General features: G+C 39.9%; 11 protein-coding genes. 9 read left to right on the top strand and 2 right to left on the bottom strand.

Features of this window, described 5'->3' with window-relative positions; all coding sequences use genetic code 11:
• The first annotated feature begins 194 nt into the window (after positions 1–194).
• The gene (locus K5Q58_RS16835) at positions 195–1,553 is read left to right on the top strand and encodes an O-antigen ligase (protein WP_259651376.1); all 1,359 of its coding nucleotides are present in this window, start codon (positions 195–197) and stop codon (positions 1,551–1,553) included.
• 176 nt (positions 1,554–1,729) lie between these two features.
• Here the strand turns inward: K5Q58_RS16835 and K5Q58_RS21260 are convergent, their stop codons facing one another.
• Both K5Q58_RS21260 and nadC read right to left on the bottom strand, forming a co-directional pair.
• Complete coding sequence (locus K5Q58_RS21260; protein WP_220755054.1) at positions 1,730–2,071, bottom strand: type II secretion system protein; 342 nt, start codon at positions 2,069–2,071, stop codon at positions 1,730–1,732.
• A gap of 1,054 nt (positions 2,072–3,125) precedes the next feature.
• Positions 3,126–4,004, bottom strand: a complete 879-nt coding sequence (nadC, locus tag K5Q58_RS16825; protein ID WP_220755053.1) for a carboxylating nicotinate-nucleotide diphosphorylase — start codon at positions 4,002–4,004, stop codon at positions 3,126–3,128.
• Positions 4,005–4,252: 248 nt separating this feature from the next.
• Here nadC and ampD point away from each other — a divergent pair, with 248 nt between their 5' ends.
• The 8 genes from ampD to K5Q58_RS16785 all read left to right on the top strand — a co-directional run bounded on the left by ampD (position 4,253) and on the right by K5Q58_RS16785 (position 20,272).
• Positions 4,253–4,801: a 1,6-anhydro-N-acetylmuramyl-L-alanine amidase AmpD gene (ampD, locus tag K5Q58_RS16820; protein WP_220755052.1), complete on the top strand. Its 549-nt coding sequence runs from the start codon at positions 4,253–4,255 to the stop codon at positions 4,799–4,801.
• Between the two features lie 149 nt (positions 4,802–4,950).
• On the top strand, positions 4,951–5,802 hold the full coding sequence (gene ampE, locus K5Q58_RS16815) for a beta-lactamase regulator AmpE (protein WP_220755051.1): 852 nt from the start codon (positions 4,951–4,953) through the stop codon (positions 5,800–5,802).
• A gap of 450 nt (positions 5,803–6,252) precedes the next feature.
• Positions 6,253–7,005: a pyruvate dehydrogenase complex transcriptional repressor PdhR gene (pdhR, locus tag K5Q58_RS16810; RefSeq protein ID WP_102527414.1), complete on the top strand. Its 753-nt coding sequence runs from the start codon at positions 6,253–6,255 to the stop codon at positions 7,003–7,005.
• Between the two features lie 75 nt (positions 7,006–7,080).
• A complete protein-coding gene (aceE, locus tag K5Q58_RS16805) occupies positions 7,081–9,744 on the top strand; it encodes a pyruvate dehydrogenase (acetyl-transferring), homodimeric type (RefSeq protein ID WP_220755050.1) in 2,664 nt (887 codons plus the stop codon).
• 11 nt (positions 9,745–9,755) lie between these two features.
• Positions 9,756–11,708: a dihydrolipoyllysine-residue acetyltransferase gene (aceF, locus tag K5Q58_RS16800; protein WP_220755049.1), complete on the top strand. Its 1,953-nt coding sequence runs from the start codon at positions 9,756–9,758 to the stop codon at positions 11,706–11,708.
• 156 nt (positions 11,709–11,864) lie between these two features.
• A complete protein-coding gene (lpdA, locus tag K5Q58_RS16795; protein WP_153913826.1) occupies positions 11,865–13,292 on the top strand; it encodes a dihydrolipoyl dehydrogenase in 1,428 nt (475 codons plus the stop codon).
• Between the two features lie 298 nt (positions 13,293–13,590).
• Positions 13,591–17,955: an EAL domain-containing protein gene (locus K5Q58_RS16790; RefSeq protein WP_259651375.1), complete on the top strand. Its 4,365-nt coding sequence runs from the start codon at positions 13,591–13,593 to the stop codon at positions 17,953–17,955.
• Between the two features lie 103 nt (positions 17,956–18,058).
• Positions 18,059–20,272, top strand: a complete 2,214-nt coding sequence (locus K5Q58_RS16785; protein WP_220755048.1) for a patatin-like phospholipase family protein — start codon at positions 18,059–18,061, stop codon at positions 20,270–20,272.
• Positions 20,273–20,367 lie beyond the last annotated feature (95 nt).

Here is a 20,367-nt window from a genome sequence, read left to right as displayed (position 1 = left end):
AATTTCTATGTGTTATTCTTCTGGTGTTACAGTTTTGCTTAGAGTGATATTTAGCTACATATGGTGAACTTTAAGCTATTTTCTTGGTGATTAGGATAACTTTGAAACCAAGTTGTTTTTATATTTTATCTGCTTTTTAATAGTAATTAGTAAGATCTTCAAGTTTATAAAAAGTTCCCAATGGAGGTTGGTCTGTGAATTTAAAACAGTATTCAGTAGTGATGTTTGCTTTGATATCTGGATTTATTTTGCTTGGTACAGTATTTTCTTCTCAATTTATCGGTTTAAGCGGCATAGGAAATGAGTATGATTTAAAGCGTATTTTAACAATTACTATGATGTGGCTATGTTCTTGTAGCTTTTGTTTTGTAAAAAAAATTGAAGTTTTAAAACTATCTAATACCTCCTACAAACTCTTTGGCATTTTTTTGACCCTAGGAATTATATCGGCACTTTCTAGTAAACATCCATTTTGGGGAGGGATTGAACTTGCTAATACCCTTCTATTATTTACTATTTTTGTAATTTTTTGTTCTTGTGTCAGAACTATCCAGTTTAGCGTACTACTTAAAGGGCTTTATGCATTCATGCTCTTTTTTTCAGTGTGTATATATCTTAAATATATTTTATTTTTAATTTTTTCTTATGCGGACGGGCAAGCTTTTAATATTCATGGTTTAGTAACGGGTTATGTCAATGTGAGATTCTTTAATCAATTACAGGTAATGATAATTCCTATTTTACTCTTACCTTTTTTTGATGAACCTTTAAAAAGGTTCAAAAGAATATCGATTGTTATAATTTCATTACATTGGATGGTGTTGCTACAAACTGAGGCTAGAGGCTCGATATTGTCACTGATTTTATCAGTGACTCTCGTTGCTTATTTTTTACATATTAAGCAGAGGCGCCAATTATTCTGTGCATTCATGCAATGCTTGCTTATAGGTATAAGCTTTTGGTTAGTGTTCATTATCATGCTGCCATACTGGCTGATGGACAGCACTAATTTTCAAATTCGAACAGGGAGTTCTGGGCGGATTGATTTATGGCTTTATGTTTTAAATGCCATCCCAGAAAAAATACTTTTGGGTTTTGGCCCAATGAGCTTTGTTTGGGCTGAAGGAAAGCCTCTATTTAATGCTCACCCGCATAATTCAGTTATGCAAATATTATATGAATATGGAGCTGTAACCTGTTTTGTCGCTATTGTCTGGGTAAGTAGTTTTTGTTATAGAAGATTAGTAAATTTAAGGCACTCTAATGATATTTCAAGTGTGCCAATTATTATCAGCGTCTTATCTGGTCTTATCTATTCATTATTTAGCGGTGTAGGTGTTATGCCTTATGCGCAGCTTATGTTTGTATTTCTGTTGGCGGTTTTAATTTCTCACGAACAAAAGAAGCTTGGTGAGTTGAGTATATGGTGGCGTGTAATATTGTGCTTGCTCGTGTCACTGATGAGTTGCTTTATGCTCATGACATACCAACATGAAGAGTTATTACCCGCTTTGTATCCCAGAATATGGATTAATGGTTTGATAAGTTACTGATCATATTGTAGAAAGCATAAGATATGTTAATGGTGTTGAAATTATCAATGATTATAGAGGGTTTAATTAAGCTTTACTGAATTGTATAAGTGAGATAGTCGTGGTTAAACATATTATAAAAATGCCGCTATTTTATGAATAGCGGCATTTTCTATTAAAGTTAGTAGCTCTGGATGTTAAGTATTTGCCGTACAAGAAGCTGTTGCAGCGACACATGTTACTTCAATACCACTGACACCAGTTTGGTATGTTGCCCCGCCTGCAGATGGAGTTGAACTTGATGTACATGCGTTTGCAACAAATGTAGGAATGGTATCAAGTTCAGCAATCGTTGCTGCTGCAAATGCTTTTTCAAAAGCAGCGGCTTCGCCTAGGCATGAGTTTACTTTACCTTTGTCTACATATTCTTGATATGCAGGCAATGCGATTGCTGCAAGAATACCGATGATCGCTACTACGATCATTAATTCAATAAGAGTAAAACCCTTAGCGTTTTTAATTTGGTTGATGCTTTTCATTTTTTATCTCTCTATGTGTTGCTTCGGGGCTGTTCTAATCCGTGAAACTCAACATAACTAAAGGCCCTTAGTTATATTGACTGGTGTCCTATCACCGCAATCCTTCTAGCATTAATAAACTAGTGTATTTTTATTACTTTTAAACTGGTACATCTTGACTCATCTGATACTACTTAACAGAACAGCTATATAACTGACGTTACTTAACTGCTATGTAAGTAAATTAGTGAGCCCATGCATTACTTCATTCTTACAAGTTAATTCTTACAGCTTCGTTGTTATAGGATAGGGTAGAGATTAAATATTCGCCACTTTGTCTATAACGGCAACAAACAATATAACTTTATCAGAATGTTGTTAACGGAGTGTTTCATTCAACATTGCTTTTATAAATAACGATTCAAAGTTTTAGAAAGTTACCTTCGTAACGCTTTGAAAATTAATTTGTAAAAAGTTGAGTTTGAAATCTGACTCACCTGTAGTGAACGTTATTATAAAGTTATCAATAATGGAATAGCTTATCGCGCAAAAGTGCAAAAAAAGCGTAAAAAGTATAATTGAACGCCTTGTTGTTGCTGGTTTTGCAACAAAATAGTGACAAATTTAGCAGGTGTAGATGATTTATTGACTGGACTTGTAATAAGTCAATTTTATGGCTTTGTTATTTGTTGGAAAATATAGAAATATGTACTATATATCCAGATGCTAATTAATGGTAAGTCACTTTTCGAGAGGGTTAGCAATTAGGTTTAATTGAGTTTCTTCGTTTCTTAGTTTCTTAGTTTCTTAGATTATTTCATTCCTGAGTTAGCAGAAATTATATTGAGTGTTACTTGAGGCAAGTATCTATTATGCAGTGGTATTCAATAGTGGAACGATTAATTCATTTTTACAATGAAAGACATAAAAAAGCACTCTGGTTAGAGTGCTTAAATAACGTTATCTAGTTTTTAGTTAGCTTACAGATAGAAGATGACATAAACATTGAATGATCTAGCGATACAAAGAGGCTGTATTAAGCCAGCGTCCATAGGCGCATAACATTACTGGGTTATTATGACTTCAGTCTTAAAGACAAATCCAACGCTTTAACGTGTTTAGTTAGTGCCCCTACTGAAATGTAATCGACACCCGTTTTAGCAAAGTCTGCGATGGTATCGATAGTGACGTTACCTGACACTTCGAGCTTGGCGCCTTTCCCTTGCTCTTTAAATTGATTATTTAAGGTTACGGCTTCAATCATCATGGTGACATCAAAGTTATCTAGCATAATAATGTCAGAGCCAGCTTCAAGTGCTTCTGTTAGCTCTGCAATCGACTCTACTTCTACTTCTACAGGCTTTTCATTATCCAGCTTTCTTGCCGCTTTTATCGCTAAATCAATATTGCCGCAGGCCATGATATGGTTTTCTTTAATCAAAAAAGCATCAAATAAGCCAATACGATGATTTTTACCACCACCACAAGTGACCGCATACTTTTGAGCTGTGCGCAATCCTGGAATGGTTTTACGGGTATCAAGTAAACGAGTGTGAGTGCCCGCAATTTTATCGACGTAATGTTTCGTTAAACTGGCGACGCCTGACAAAGTTTGAATGAAATTCATCGCGGTGCGCTCACCAGTCAATATTGCTCGCGCTGGCCCTGACAACTCACACAAGACTTGATTAGGGACGAGCAAATCACCGTCATCTACATGCCAATGGAGTGCAACATCACCTCCAAGTTGGTTGAACACTTGCTCTGCCCACGCCTTACCGCAAAACACGCCTTCTTCTCGAGTGATTAATACGGCTTCTGCGTATTTATCAGCAGGAATAAGCTGAGCTGTAATGTCGGCGGCTAAAATATCTTGTGGTATATGAGAAGGGGTATGACCTAAATCTTCATCAAGAGCGGTTTTTACGGCTTGACGGATGTCATTTTCAATCATGTGCATAATCCTTGCTATTACAGCGACATCAGTTAGAAGAGCAGTATAGTCCTAACTGATTATAAAACAGGTATGGGGCAACTTTACCACAGTTGCTAATTTAAAATATAGCGCTGAACTTTTTCATTTTACTGGTACATTTAACGGGTACCTTAAGCTTGTTAAGATAGATAGAATATCCCGTATTATTCTCTTTAACTATCTTTCTACCTTCTAACACAGAAATAGTTAGGCTACAGATTAATATTATGAAAAACACGATTGAAGCTGGCTGGCATCAAAGCGCACGAATATGTAAATCGCCACATTTTAACCAACGACCTCTAAATGAAGTTAGTGGCTTGGTTATCCACAATATAAGCCTACCTGCTGGTTGTTATGGTTTGCCGCATATTGATGGTTTATTTCAAGGCTGTATTGATGAAACTGCTGACCCAAGTTTTAGTAAATTAGTGGGACTTGAAGTATCGGCTCATTTTCTGATCCGCCGTGACGGTGAAGTGGTGCAATATGTTAGTTGTGATGATAGAGCTTGGCATGCTGGTGTATCCAATTTAAAAGGGCGTGAAAACTGCAATGACTTTACTATTGGCATAGAGCTCGAAGGCACCGATACTGATCCGTATACCAATGAGCAATATCAAGTTTTAGCTCGATTAACCTTGGAGTTATTTGATGAATATCCTATGCTTAAGCAGAATGAGATTGTAGGGCATTGTGATATCGCACCTGGGCGAAAAACGGATCCTGGGCAGAGCTTTGATTGGCAGCGCTACTTTCGTTTATTGTCGATATAGCTTAGTCTGCAAATCAAGTTTATCAACCCAGTTTCGTGACTGTGTTTAATAGAAATGATCAGCGTTTATATAAAGTTTAATGAACGCTTAGATAGAAACAAATATAGATATTTTTAGCTTTCACTTCTTTGGCTGTAAACAGGGGTCACATGGCATTATTTTCTTTATTGATTGCGATTATGGTTGAGCGACTGAAATTATTGCCAGCAAATTGGCAATTTGACTCGATGTTAGCCAAATATCAGCAATTATTCTGGAAAGACAAAAAGTTAGATTCAGCAATAGCAGTGTCTGCCGTTGTACTCATTCCTGCCATTATTGTTTTCCTTATATTATTTCTTATCGACGGCGTATTTTACGATTTAATAACGCTATTGTTCTGGGTGGCTATTTCTATTCTTTGTTTAAGCCATCAGTCTCTGCGTGCCTGTTTTAAAAAGTATATGCTAGCAGCATGTCGTGGCGATGTTCAGGCCTGTTATCACTATGCTGAAAATTTAGATTGCACTGAATGTTTAGACGCTATTGATGAAAAAGATTTAGGCCGTCAAATCGGTAAAACTGTGGCGTGGGTGAACTACCGATATTATGGTGCTGTTGCCTTATTCTTAATTTGTTTTGGTCCAGTTGGTGCCATACTTTACTGTTCAGTACGTTTTTATGAACAATATAATCAACAAAATAAATTAGAGATGCCGTTTATCGGTCAATTACTATTTTTACTTGATTGGCTACCTAGTCGAGTGTTTAGTTTTGGTTTTGTTTTAAGCGGACATTTTGCATCAGGGATCTCTGAGTGGCGCAAGCAAGTTTTTAACGCTAAAAACTCAGCTAAAAATATTGTTTCTTATACTGCGTTGGCAGCAGAGTCTATTCCTGAGTCAACTTCGGCGCCTGTATGTGTCCAACCTACATTAGCTTTACTCGCACTGAGTAAGCGTAACTTTATATTGCTGCTGACGGTGTTATCTGTGCTGACTATTTTTGGCTTGGTCAGCTAATGCTTGAGGTATTTAAGACTTAAGTTGGGCTCTAGTTCGCTAACGCCAATTACTTAGTTTTAAGTTATTGGCATTACAGTTAAAGCTAGAATGATTAATATTAATTAATCTATAACTAATATTAATTTGAAATAGAAAAACAGTTTTTATTTTTTAGCCTCTCAATTGTTGTATTTACTGCTAATGTTTAACAGAAAATAATCCGAAACGAGTGGCTGTTAAGCCATTTATTTCATTCGCAACCCCTCAGTGGTCGCGTTTAGCAAATGGTCAGACCCCTTTGAAGGTTTTTTTCGTTATGCTCTTATTCGTTCAAGAGTCGTTGCGTTTGAAACCTTCAACTAACATCCATTCAACACTAGCCTAACTAGACATCAAATGTTTGATTTGATAAAGTGCGCTATCTCATATAAATTGGTAAGACCAATTGACAACGGAGCTGAGGGCCAAATGGCTTATAGCAAAATAACCCAGCCAAAAATTTCAGATGTGATCATGGAGCAATTAGAGCGCATGATCCTTGAAGGTAGTTTACAGCCTGGGCAGAAGTTACCGCCAGAGCGTGAACTGGCTTTGCAGTTTGAAGTGTCTCGTCCTTCATTGCGTGAAGCTATTCAGAAGTTAGAAGCCAAAGGGCTTTTAATGCGTCGCCAAGGTGGTGGCACCTATGTAAAAGAACAACTATGGCAGAGCCTAGCCGATCCTATTGTTGAATTGATGCATAACGATTCAGAAAGTCAGTATGACTTACTGGAGTTTCGTCATGCAACAGAAGGAATGATGGCTTACTTTGCTGCACTTCGTGGTAATGACGCGGATATGCAAAGCATTAAGCGTTCAATCAATGAAGTTGAAGCCGCAGCCAATGTGGAAGCGCAAGCAGATGCGATTGTACGTTTCTATCGTGCAGTAGCTGAAGCATCACACAATGTGGCGATGTTACACCTAGTACTTAGTTTAACCCCTGTGTTGCACAAAAACGTGGCACAAAACTTAGAGCTTCTAAGCCGACGCGAAGAAGCATCTACAATGGCGAATGAGCACAGACGAGCATTACTCGCTGCAATCGTTCGCCGCGACCCTGACGCGGCACGTGAAGCTTCGAATGAACATTTAAGTTATATCGAAGAAGTCATGTTGTCAGTGAGGGAAGAAGACAGTCGGTTGCAGCGTAGCTTGCGCCGTTTAAAGAGCGGTGTTTGATACAAATTATAGTGAAACCTCATTATAAATTGACCGAAACACATTAATTATCAGTATCTAGAGAAGGACAGCGACATGTCTGAAGATATGCTACAAGACTTAGATCCATTAGAAACTCAAGAGTGGGTAGATTCACTGCAAGCGGTATTAGAGCAAGAAGGCCCTGAACGCGCGCACTTTCTACTTGAACAATTAATCGATAAAGCTCGCCGCAATGGTACCCATCTACCATACAAAGCGACTACCGCTTATTTGAATACGATTCCTTCTGGCCAAGAGCCGCATATGCCTGGTGATCAGGAAATGGAACGCCGCATTCGTGCCATCGTTCGCTGGAATGCCCTTGCAATGGTATTACGTGGTTCTAAGAAAGATTTAGAGCTAGGTGGTCACATTTCTAGTTTTGCCTCTAGTGCGACTATTTATGATGTGTGTTTTAACCACTTCTTCCGTGCACCGAATGAAAAAGACGGTGGCGATTTAGTTTATTATCAAGGTCATATCGCACCGGGTATCTATTCTCGTTCGTTCCTTGAAGGCCGCATTAGCGAAGATCAAATGAACGGTTTCCGTCAAGAAGTTGATGGCAAAGGTCTGTCTTCATATCCGCATCCTAAATTGATGCCTGACTATTGGCAGTTCCCGACAGTATCGATGGGGCTTGGTCCTATTCAAGCAATCTATCAAGCACGTTTCCTTAAATACTTAACTGACCGTGGCTTAAAAGATTGTTCTGAGCAAACTGTATATTGTTTCCTTGGTGATGGTGAGTGTGATGAGCCTGAAACATTAGGTGCAATCGGTCTTGCTGCCCGTGAAGAATTAGATAACTTAGTCTTTATCGTTAACTGTAACTTACAGCGTCTTGATGGTCCTGTTCGTGGTAACGGTAAGATCATTCAAGAATTAGAAGGCGAGTTCCGCGGCGCAGGCTGGGAAGCAGTTAAAGTGATTTGGGGTCGCTACTGGGATCCATTACTTGCACGTGATACTAGCGGTAAATTACTACAGTTAATGGAAGAAACCGTTGATGGTGAATACCAAAACTGTAAAGCTAAAGGTGGCGCTTATACGCGTGAGCACTTCTTTGGTAAGTATCCTGAAACTGCCGAAATGGTCGCGAACATGTCAGATGATGACATTTGGCGTTTGAACCGTGGTGGTCATGATCCAGTTAAGATTTATGCTGCATTACAACATGCTAAAAACACCAAAGGTCGTCCTACAGTAATCCTTGCTAAAACAGTTAAAGGTTACGGTATGGGTGATGCGGGTGAAGGTAAAAACATCGCGCATAACGTGAAGAAAATGGGCGTTGAATCGCTTAAATACTTCCGCGATCGTTTCAATATCCCAATTAGCGATGACCAGTTAGAAGATATTCCTTACTATCATCCTGGTGCTGATTCAGAAGAAGTTAAGTACCTCAAAGCACGCCGTGAAACTTTACATGGTGCTATGCCAAAGCGTCTTGAAAAGTTCTCACAAGATATCGAAGTGCCGTCATTAAAGATTTTCGACTCAGTACTGAAAGGCTCTAATGGTCGTCAAATCTCAAGCACGATGTCGTTTGTACGTATCTTAACTGCACTGCTTAAAGATAAGAAAATCGGTAAACAAATAGTACCGATTATTCCTGATGAAGCGCGTACCTTTGGCATGGAAGGTTTATTCCGCCAAGTAGGTATTTATGCCCATGAAGGACAAAAATACGAGCCACAAGATTCAGATCAAGTTGCTTACTACCGTGAAGATAAAACCGGTCAAGTATTGCAAGAAGGTATTAATGAGTTAGGTGCAATGTCATCTTGGGTTGCTGCGGCAACAAGTTACTCTGTTAACGATACTCCAATGATCCCGTTCTACATCTACTACTCAATGTTTGGTTTCCAACGTATTGGCGACATGGCATGGGCTGCGGGTGACATGCGAGCTCGTGGCTTCATGGTTGGTGGTACATCAGGTCGTACGACATTGAATGGTGAAGGTCTTCAGCATCAAGATGGTCACAGCCATGTATTAGCTAACACTATTCCTAACTGTATTTCTTATGACCCAACTTACGGTTATGAGATTGCAGTGATAGTTCAAGACGGTATTCGTCGCATGTACGGTGAGCAGGAAGATGTTTTCTACTACTTAACAACGATGAACGAAAACTACGAACAACTTGCTATGCCAGAAGGCAGCGAAGAAGGTATTGTTAAAGGGATCTACAAGTTAGAAACCCTTCAAGGTAGTGGTAAAGGCTCTGTCCAGTTAATGGGTAGCGGTACTATCTTAGAGCAAGTACGTAAAGCGGCTGTAGCGTTGTCGAAAGATTTCGGTATCACTGCTGATGTATTCAGTGTTACTAGCTTTAACGAGTTAACTCGTGATGGTCAAGCTGTTGAGCGTTATAACATGCTGCATCCAACTGAAGCGCCAAAAGTACCATATATTGCTGAAGTGTTATCGAAAGATGCACCTGCTATTGTAGCGACAGATTATATGAAGATTTACGGCGAACAATTACGTGCTTACATCCCAACTGACTACAAAGTACTTGGTACTGACGGTTTCGGCCGCAGTGATAGCCGTGACAATTTACGTCACCACTTTGAAGTTGATGCTAAGTTCATTGTTATTGCTTCACTTAAAGCCCTTGTTGACCGTAACGAAATACCAGTTGATGTGCTAACTAAAGCCATCAAAGAATATGGTATCGACGTTGATAAGATCAATCCACAGTTCGCATAGAGAGAAACAAAATGGCTGAATTAAAAGAAGTTTTGGTTCCTGATATCGGTGGTGATGAAGTTCAGGTTATTGAAGTCTGTGTTGCTGTCGGTGATGACATTGCAGCAGAAGACTCGATTGTTACGGTTGAGAGCGATAAAGCTACAATGGATATTCCAGCGCCGTTTGCTGGCACCGTTGCTGAGCTTAAAGTCGCTGTAGGCGACACTATTTCAGAAGGGAAGTTGATCGCCATGCTTAACGCAGGCGCAGCATCTGCTCCTGCAGAAGCGGCTCAACCTGCTGCAGCGCCAACACCGACTCCTGAAGTTGCTCCAGTTGCACCTGTTAGTGCAGCTCCAGTATCAACGGGTGGTACTGAAATTATAGAAGTGACTGTGCCAGATATCGGTGATGCTGAAAATGTCGATATTATTGAAGTATTGGTCAGCGTTGGTGAAACCATTGAAGCTGATACAGGTTTAATTACGCTTGAAACTGACAAAGCGACCATGGAGGTGCCAGCACCTTCAGCTGGTGTGGTTAAAGAGCTTAAAGTTGTGGTTGGCGATAAAGTGTCTCAAGGCTCTTTAGTGCTCATGCTAGAAATAGGCGCTGCGGCGCCTGCTACAAATGATGCAGCCACAACTGCTCCTGCACCAGCGGCACCTGCCGCGAGTACAGTTGAAGTTAAAGAAGTCGCAGTACCAGATATTGGTGATGCTTCTGATGTCGACGTCATTGAAGTGCTTGTTGCTGTTGGCGATGTACTTGAAGTGGATACAGGCTTAATTACCCTCGAAACTGATAAAGCGACGATGGAAGTACCAGCACCATTTGCAGGTAAATTAGTGAGCTTAACAGTTAACGTTGGTGACAAAGTTTCTCAAGGTAGCATCATTGCTACTGTAGAAACGACATCAACAGCACCTGTTGCTAGTGCGCCTGTTGCGGCTCCAGCACCTGTTGCGAGTGCACCAGCTCCTGTCGCTCAAGCTCCAGCAAAAGCTGCGCCAGTACCGCATCACCCAAGTGCAGGTAGTCAGCCTAAAACAGGTGCTGTACATGCATCACCTGCCGTTCGCCGCTTAGCGCGTGAATTTGGAGCTGACCTGACTTTAGTTAAGGGAACAGGTCGCAAAGGACGTATTCTTAAAGAAGACGTTCAAGCATTTATTAAGTACGAACTTAGCCGCCCTAAGGCATCTGCTGCAACTGCTGTTGCTGGTGGCGCGGGTGGTCTAAATGTGATTGCTGCTCCTAAAGTTGATTTCAGTAAGTTTGGTGAAGTGGAAGAGATTCCATTAAGCCGTATCCAGAAAATTTCTGGACCAAATTTACATCGCAACTGGGTCACTATTCCACATGTGACACAATTTGATGAAGCTGACATCACTGAGTTAGAAGCATTCCGTAAAGAGCAGAATACACTTGCAGCGAAAAAGAAAGCTGATTACAAGATTACTCCGCTAGTCTTTATGATGAAAGCAGTAGCGAAAGCATTGGCTGAATTCCCTGTGTTTAACTCAAGCTTAAGTGCTGATGGTGAATCATTAATCCAGAAGAAATACTTCCACATTGGTGTTGCAGTTGATACGCCAAATGGCTTGATGGTTCCTGTTGTACGTGACGTTGATAAGAAAGGCATTGTTGAGCTATCTCGTGAGCTAATGGACATTTCAGTTCGTGCTCGTGATGGCAAGCTTAAGTCTGCAGATATGCAAGGTAGCTGTTTTACTATCTCAAGTTTAGGTGGCATTGGTGGTACAGCATTTACCCCAATCGTTAACTATCCTGATGTTGCTATCTTAGGTGTGTCTAAGTCTGAAATGAAGCCTAAATGGAACGGTAGTGATTTTGAGCCTAAGCTGATGTTGCCACTGTCGTTATCATATGATCACCGCGTAATTGATGGTGCAATGGCTGCGCGTTTCAGCGTGACATTATCTAGCATTCTTAGCGACATCCGTACGTTAATTTTGTAAAGAAAAAGGCTGCTCACTGTGAGCAGCCTTTTTTATCTCGTCACAGGATTGTGATCAGTATCAAACAAAGGGTAAAATGCGGCCACCTTACAAGATTTGCCCACATTTTGCAGTTTGGACGGTTTTTCCGCCAACAAGAGAAAAATAGAGGAAAACATGAGTAACGAAATCAAAACTCAGGTAGTAGTACTTGGTTCAGGCCCTGCAGGCTATTCAGCAGCATTCCGAGCTGCAGATTTAGGTTTAGAAACGGTTATTGTTGAACGTTTTAGCACGTTAGGCGGTGTTTGTTTGAATGTGGGTTGTATCCCGTCAAAAGCACTTTTACACGTCGCTAAAGTGATTGAAGAAGCTAAAGAAGTTGCGCATCACGGTGTTGTATTTGGTGAGCCAACGATTGATTTAGAAAAACTTCGCGGCTTTAAAGAAAAAGTTGTTGGTCAGTTAACTGGTGGTTTAGGCGGAATGTCTAAAATGCGTAAAGTTGATGTGGTTAACGGTTACGGTAAATTCACTTCGCCAAACACTATCGAAGTACAAGGTGAAGACGGCGTTAAAGTGATCAATTTTGAACACGCTATTATTGCTGCGGGTTCTCGTCCAATCGAATTACCGTTTATTCCACATGAAGACCCACGTATTTGGGATTCTACTGACGCACTAGAACTTAAAGAAGTTCCAGGTAAGTTATTAGTTATGGGTGGCGGTATTATTGGCCTAGAAATGGGTACAGTTTACTCATCAATTGGTAGTGAAATCGACGTCGTTGAAATGTTCGACCAAGTGATTCCAGCAGCAGATAAAGATATCGTTCGTATCTTCACTAAGAAGATCAAGAAGAAGTTCAACTTGATGCTTGAAACGAAAGTTACAGCAGTTGAAGCGAAAGAAGACGGTATTTACGTCACAATGGAAGGCAAAAAAGCACCAGCTGAGCCTATCCGTTACGATGCAGTATTAGTGGCTATTGGACGTACACCAAACGGTAAATCAATTGACGCTGAAAAAGCGGGTGTCAATGTTGATGAGCGTGGTTTTATCAATGTTGATAAGCAGTTACGTACTAATGTACCTAACATCTTCGCTATCGGTGATATCGTTGGTCAACCAATGTTGGCTCATAAAGGTGTGCATGAAGGTCATGTTGCTGCTGAAGTTATTTCAGGTCTTAAGCACTTCTTCGATCCTAAAGTCATTCCTTCAATCGCTTACACTGACCCAGAAGTTGCATGGGTAGGTTTAACTGAGAAAGAAGCAAAAGAGCAAGGCGTTGCATACGAAACAGCAAGCTTCCCTTGGGCGGCAAGTGGTCGTGCAATTGCTTCTGACGCTAGCGATGGTATGACTAAGTTAATCTTCGACAAAGAAACTCATCGCGTAATTGGTGGTGCTGTTGTTGGTGTTAACGGTGGCGAATTATTAGGTGAAATTGGCCTAGCAATTGAAATGGGTTGTGATGCTGAAGATTTAGCATTAACTATCCATGCTCACCCAACATTACATGAATCAGTGGGTCTTGCTGCTGAAGTTTACGAAGGTTCAATTACTGATTTGCCAAATCCAAAAGCAAAAAAGAAAAAGTAATCTGTCAATATTTATAGCAATTTGTATTAAAGCACCTTTCGGGGTGCTTTTTTTTGGTCTAAATTTACATGTAAGTGATATATTTAAAATCTGTATCAATAGTGATATTTTAAATACTGATTTGTTGTAGGCATGAAGCCGACGTTATTTTTGCAAGGAAACTCCAACGAAAAATATTCATCGTTTTTAAAAGAGTACCTACCTAATAATGATAAAAAGCGTTCTACGGTTTTTTACAGTCTTATGCCTGACAATCATTTTTTGCACTCAAGCTTATGCTGTTAATGTGGTTCAGCGTTTGTTCAATGTTCAAGATGGCTTAGCTAATTACACCATCAATGATATTGAGTTTGATGACTATGGTTATGTTTGGCTAGGGACTGAACAAGGACTTTTTAGAGTGAGTAGTTCGGTCATTCGCCGAATTGACCAACCTGATACAGCTAATGCATTAACCGATGAAAACATTAACTTCCTCGTTAAAGTTGATAAAACGCACTTACTCATAGGTACGCTTACCTCGCTTGTCCTCTACGATATAGAAAACAATCAATTTTCAGATTTACTCGGTCCAACAGATACTTTTTTAGATGACTATATCAATGCATATACTCAATTGAATAATGGCAACTTAGCATTATTGACCTTATCTGGAGGCATGTTTGAGCTTGATGCAAGCAGCTTACAACTCAAATTAATTCATCAATATAAACTCGACGATAGGCTAATTTGGAATAGCGTTGGTCAACTCGCTGACAACAAACTTATCTATTCTTCTCGTTATCAAATTGAAGTAAGAGATTACCAAGGTGAATTGATCAAGCAACTCGATTGGGGAGATGATATTTCAATTCGAGGAACTTACGTTGATTCATTCGGCAATGTTTGGGTATATACCAGTAAAGGGCTTTTTAAGGCTGATATTGCCAATAACTCGCTCGAACCTATATCAACAGTGCCTTTTAATATTCATCAACTTGTAGAAGATAGTCGAGGCTTGTTATGGATGACCACCACATCAGGGTTATTCTCATATAACCCTTCAAATGACAGCATCGAGTCCTATAAAGATCAATTAAAGCTTCATACCGATATTGATTACGTCGACTATATCGCAGTGGATTCACATGATTTGATTTGGGTTGGTGGCTCTGGTGAAGGCTTAGCCTTGTTAGCAGTAAAACCTGATTTTTTAATTGATTACTTTAATAAAGCTTCAAAATACCGCCTACAAGATGAAATGATTTGGAGCATCTTTGCCGAGCCTGAAACAGTTTGGCTTGGCGGCGATGGCGGATTATTGATTGTAGATAAACAAAATATGAGTTCCAGTTTGCATTTACCTTTTGGGTTTGAAGCAAGCGACTCTGTTTATGGGATCACAGAATTAGGTGACGAACACATTGCTATTGCTACAACTAACGGTGTTTTTGTCTATAACAAGCAATCAGATGAACAAGTTCCATTTGATCAATTTGCTTCGTTAAGTGATGGCCTTAAGGGAGAAGCTTTATTCACGGCTTATCAAGATCCCTATTTAGAAGGCAGAATTTGGTGGGGAGGGTTTAATCACCTTTATTATTGGGAACCTGAACTTAAAGACATCGTTTCGATTCCATTATTTGACGATAATAATAGTCAGCGTACAGTTAATATCAGTAGTGTGTATCGGGATAAAGCGCATCGACTATGGGTGGGAGGAGAAAAGTTTTTCGGATATTTTGATCAATATAATAGGTTCAATTCTCTTGCCGATATATTAATAAGCCAATTCAGTAATATTTCTATTAATAACATCATTAATATCGATGAAGAACATTTATGGCTTGGTACCTATCAAGATGGCTTAATCCAATTTAATACCACCACGAATAGTGCAGTGTCAGTCAATGAAATGTGGAACGCCGAGTGTTCGACGATTTACTTCATACAACAACTGCCTAAGTACAATGTGGTGGGGTGTTCGTCGAGCGTTATTCGTCAAAACCGAGCGACTAAGGCAATTGAAGTCTTTGCGGCTAATGATGGTTTCATTTCCTCAGAGTTTAATGAATCTGCTGCTTTTTATGACGAAAATTTGGGGCTTTATTTAGGAAGCCCTGATGGTGCGATGTTGATAGATGTTGAAAAATTGACTCAACGTGTGGAAGAGGATGATATTTTTCTTGAGTCGATATCGGTCTTTTATGAAGACCATACAGAGCTCAATTTACTGCCTAGCTCTTTCGATAAAGTTCGCCCAGATGCCAAGCTAATCAGTTTTCAAATGACCACATTTGATTATATCAATACAGCATCAATGAGCCTTAAATATCGTCTAGTATCACAAGGTTCAGCTGAAATCCCACGATATATTTCACTAGTAGGCCAAACACAGATCAACATTGCCGACCTCAAAGCCGGAGTTTACACCTTAGATTTACTCCATCAACGTCATGGTGTTTGGGCAAACGAGCCTTTTCAGTTCGAATTTGAAGTTGAACAGTATTGGTGGGCATCGCAATGGTTTAAAGCCGTTGTATTATTTACTATTTTATTCATCGCTTTTTCATCCGTATGGTTACGCCAAAAACAAGTGCAGCGTGTTATTGGAATTAATTCGGCCCTAAGAGAAAGTGAAGATAAGTTACGTCAATCATTACGAGGCAGTGACTCAGATTTATGGGAGTGGGATAGCGAATCAAATCAAATTCATTTTGAAAATAAATCTGGGATATTAGGCGAACGTAGACAGTTCTCTTACTATTTACCCGACTTGCCTATTATTGAAGAAGATAAAGACGCGGTTAATCAACAGTGGTTAGCGCTGCTAAAAGGTAATCAAAATGCTGTCGATATAGAGTTTCGCTACCATAGAGCCCCCGGTATGGTTGGGTGGCTCCGGATCCGTGGCCGGATGGTTTCTCGTAATTCAGAAACGTCTCAATTAGAGCGCGTTGCAGGTATCTATACTGAAATATCTGAGCAAAGAGAATTACAAAATGAAATAGACTTATTAGCAAAAGCGTTTGAAAACACCTCAGAAGGCATGCTGATCCTTGATAGAGAAAAGTGCATCAAAGTCGTAAATTCCGCGGCTAATACCTTATTGCATTGCAGGCAAGACAAGCTCATAGGCCAATCCTTTGAATCACTCATGCATTCAAGTAATCAGTCTTACAATATAGATGATTTGTTGGTTACTGAGCGCTCTTGGAATGGCGAACTCACTTTTATTAGAGAGCATAATCAGTCCTTTCCGGTATGGATAAATATTTCGGTGATGCTGGACAAACAAGGGGATGCGCAGCATTACGTTGTGGTATTTTCTGACATTACCAGCCGTAAAGAAAACGAATTAAATTTACGAAATCTTGCTAATTATGATGTGCTCACAGGACTGGCTAATCGTTCGATGTTCAATCGTAAACTGACCAACATCACCGATAATGCCAACCAGTTTGGTGAAAAGCTTGCGTTACTGTTTTTAGATTTAGATCGTTTTAAGCATGTGAATGACTCCTACGGCCATAGTATGGGCGATGCCTTGCTAGTGGAAGCGGCTAAACGGTTGCAAAATAGCGTGGGCGAACAACACTTAGTATGTCGTTTTGGCGGCGATGAGTTTGTTATTTTACTGAGAAATGCAAACGATGTTGATCAAGTCAATTTGGTTGCTGAAACCATACTGCAGGAAATCTGCGCACCATTTAGGTTGTTCGGTCGCGAGTTCTTTGTTTCCACGAGTATTGGTATCAGTATTTGGCCAGAAGATACCCTAGATCCAGAAACCTTGATTAAAAATGCTGACTTGGCAATGTACCACGCTAAAGAAGAAGGCCGCGGTAATTTTCAATATTACTCAGCAGAGAGAAACGCTGAGGCTCAGTATCACCTGAGAATAGAATCAGAACTTCGTAAAGCGTTAGAGAACAATGATCTTGAGCTATTTTATCAGCCACAAATTGATATTTTACAAGGCGATAAATTTATTGGCATGGAGGCGCTTATTCGTTGGCAGCACCCACAAGATGGTTTTATTCGCCCTGATATTTTTATCAAAGTAGCAGAGTCCTGTGGACTGATTATTGATATTGATCGCTGGGTACTCAGGCAAGCATGTGTGGATGGAGCGCGTTGGAATGAGTTATATGATGAACCATTTCAACTTTCAGTCAATGTATCAGCAGTGCAATTTAGGCAAGCTGATTTTATTGATAGTTTAAAAATTATTTTAGCTGATACGGGGATGCCGCCAAAATGTTTGGCCATCGAAATCACTGAAGGGGTTTTGATGAAAGAGATGCAAATTGCTAACTCTCACTTAACTCAGCTCAAACTACTGGGCATTGAAGTGGCGATTGATGATTTTGGTACCGGATATTCATCTCTAGCTTATTTACGAAATTTTGAAGTCAATACCTTAAAAATTGATCGTTCATTTTTGATTGATATTGCTACCAATGAAGCTGACCAAGCCATTGTAAGCAGTATTATTGAGCTCGCCAGAAACCTTAAATTACATGTAGTCGCTGAAGGTATTGAGTCCTATGAGCAGATGGAACAAGTATTCAGTCGTGGTTGCTACATCATCCAAGGCTATTACTTTGCTAAGCCAATGCCACGAAACCAGCTAGATCGTTTTATTGGCTTATCATCAAATCATATAGGTAAGAATGATTGATCATAGCTTTGGTTGTTAATTATTGGTTTGAAAGGTTTTATTAATGTTGGTTTTTCTTTGTTAGAATGGCACCGAGAATAATTTTAAGATAGGGATGCTATATATGGGTCGCAAGATCGCACTGTTGATTTTACTGAGCTTAGTAACAAGTTTTGTTCAAGCCAAAGAGCGACCTTCTGTCGGTATCGTATTAAGTGGCGGGGGAGCAAAAGGTTCAGCCCATATCGGCGTGCTTAAAGTATTAGAGCAGCACCGTATTCCTATCGATTATGTCACGGGTACCAGTATTGGTTCTTATGTTGGTGGTATGTACGCATTAGGCTACACAGCGGCAGAAATTGAAGAAATTATGCTCAGCTCGCCTTGGGCTGAAGGGTATTCTGATACCATTCCTCGTGAAAATCTTACCTATCGTGATAAACAGCATCGCGACAAATTTAATATTCCAATAAATGTAGGTTATAAAAATGGCGGCCTTACTGCGCCCAGTGGATTATTACGTGGTCAGACAATGTCACAGTTGCTTCGTTATTCAACAGATTTAGTTGAGCAGTTTGGCGATTTTGATGATTTAGCAATTCCTTATCGTGCAGTAGCAACAAACCTTGCAACGAGTCACGCAGTAGTATTAGAAAAAGGCAGTATCGTTAAAGCGATGCAAGCTTCTGCCACCGTTCCAGGTGCACTGCAACCAGCCGAAATCGATGGCATGTTATTGGTTGATGGTGGGATTTCCAACAACATGCCTATTGATGTGATTAAAGCGATGGGCGCAGATGTTGTTATCGCCATTGATATAGGTTCTCCGTTAGCATCGAAAGAGGAATTGGATAGTACTATCGCTGTGCTTGAACAACTTTCTACTATTTTGACTATGGCCACCACCGAACATCAAAAAACCTTATTGGCTGAAGGAGATGTGCTTATTCGTCCAGCTATTGATGGCATGAGCACGACAGATTTTGCAATTATGCCGCAAGCATTAGAGGCGGGACGCATTGCTGGTGAGGCTGCCTTACCTATGCTGGTACATTTAAGTGTAAGCGAACAAGAATACCAGCAGTATCAAGCAGATAAGAAACAAGTGAAAACCTTGCTAGTCAATCAATTAAATCGCCCTTCAACTAAAATTGTTTTTGATAATGACTCAAAGGTTAGTGAAAAATTATTGCGAGAAACTTTAGACCTTGATGAAGGAGAAGTGATCACCAAAGAGTCTTTAGAGGAGGGGATTAAGCGTCTCTACTCATTAAACAAATTTGAGCGTGTTGATGCTGAATTTGAAGACACAGAAGAAGGACGGGTTTTAACCGTAAACACTCGAGCCAAATCTTGGGGGCCGAATTACTTTGATATTGGATTTAACTGGGAAGATGACTTTACCCTAGATTCTGCAATCACCTTAAGCTTAGCCTATACCATGGGGGAACTGACCGAAAATGGTGGGGAATGGCGAAATGAAATAGACTTAGGCTATGAAAAAAGGATCAGTACAGAGTTTTATCAACCCCTAAGCCGAGACCAAGATTTTTATAGTCGAGTATCTTATGAGTATGAAATCAAAGATTGGGATTTTTATGATGGCAACGACCGACTTTATGAGCTTAAAAACACTCTCAACCAAGTTCAGATTGGTATAGGGTACAACTATTCGCACGCAGGATTAATAGAAATAGGCGCTGTAGGCGAAATAGGGGATTTATCTAACAGGGCTGTATCTTCTATTGATTTAGATTACGAATCTATAGGTGGTTATTTTGCATTTTCGTTTGATACGTTAAACAGTATTAGTTTCCCGACAGAGGGACAAAGACTGACCTTTAAGGCATCGATTCGAGACGAACGTTATAAAGGTGCTATAGAGGAAAAATCTGATGAGCTATCGTTGCAGTATGAGGCCGATTGGAAAGGGGCATTAAAACTGGGTAATCATGCGATTGTTGGTAAGGTGGCTTTAGCAACAGTAGATGTCGATAGAGAGTTTACTTTGCATGTTTCAGAACTCGGTGGCTTTTTAAACTTGTCAGGTTATCACAAAGGCGCATTAGCGGGAGCGCATAAAGTATTTGGCGCGCTTATCTATCAATATGATTTAGGTAGAGATGTATTGTTATCCGATGTACCGCTTTACCTTGGGACAAGCTTTGAAACTGGTAATGTTTGGATTAATAAAGATGATATTGACTTAGATGATCTTATCTACGCAGGGAGTGTTTACTTAGGTACAGATACCAGTTGGGGGCCTGCAGCCTTAGGGTTTGGTTTTACCGATACCGGTGAACAAGCATTTTATTTGTTCGTAGGTAAGAATTTCTAATTGCTTTAGCTATTGCTCGTTAAGAAAGGCCGTCACCAATGACGGCCTTTCTTGTTAAGCGACATGTCTTAACTATAGACGAAAACTGAAGACAT

The organism is Shewanella sp. KT0246 (genome assembly GCF_019654955.1).
Classification (GTDB): Bacteria; Pseudomonadota; Gammaproteobacteria; order Enterobacterales; family Shewanellaceae; genus Shewanella; species Shewanella goraebulensis.
This window is presented reverse-complemented; position numbering and strand designations above follow the sequence as displayed.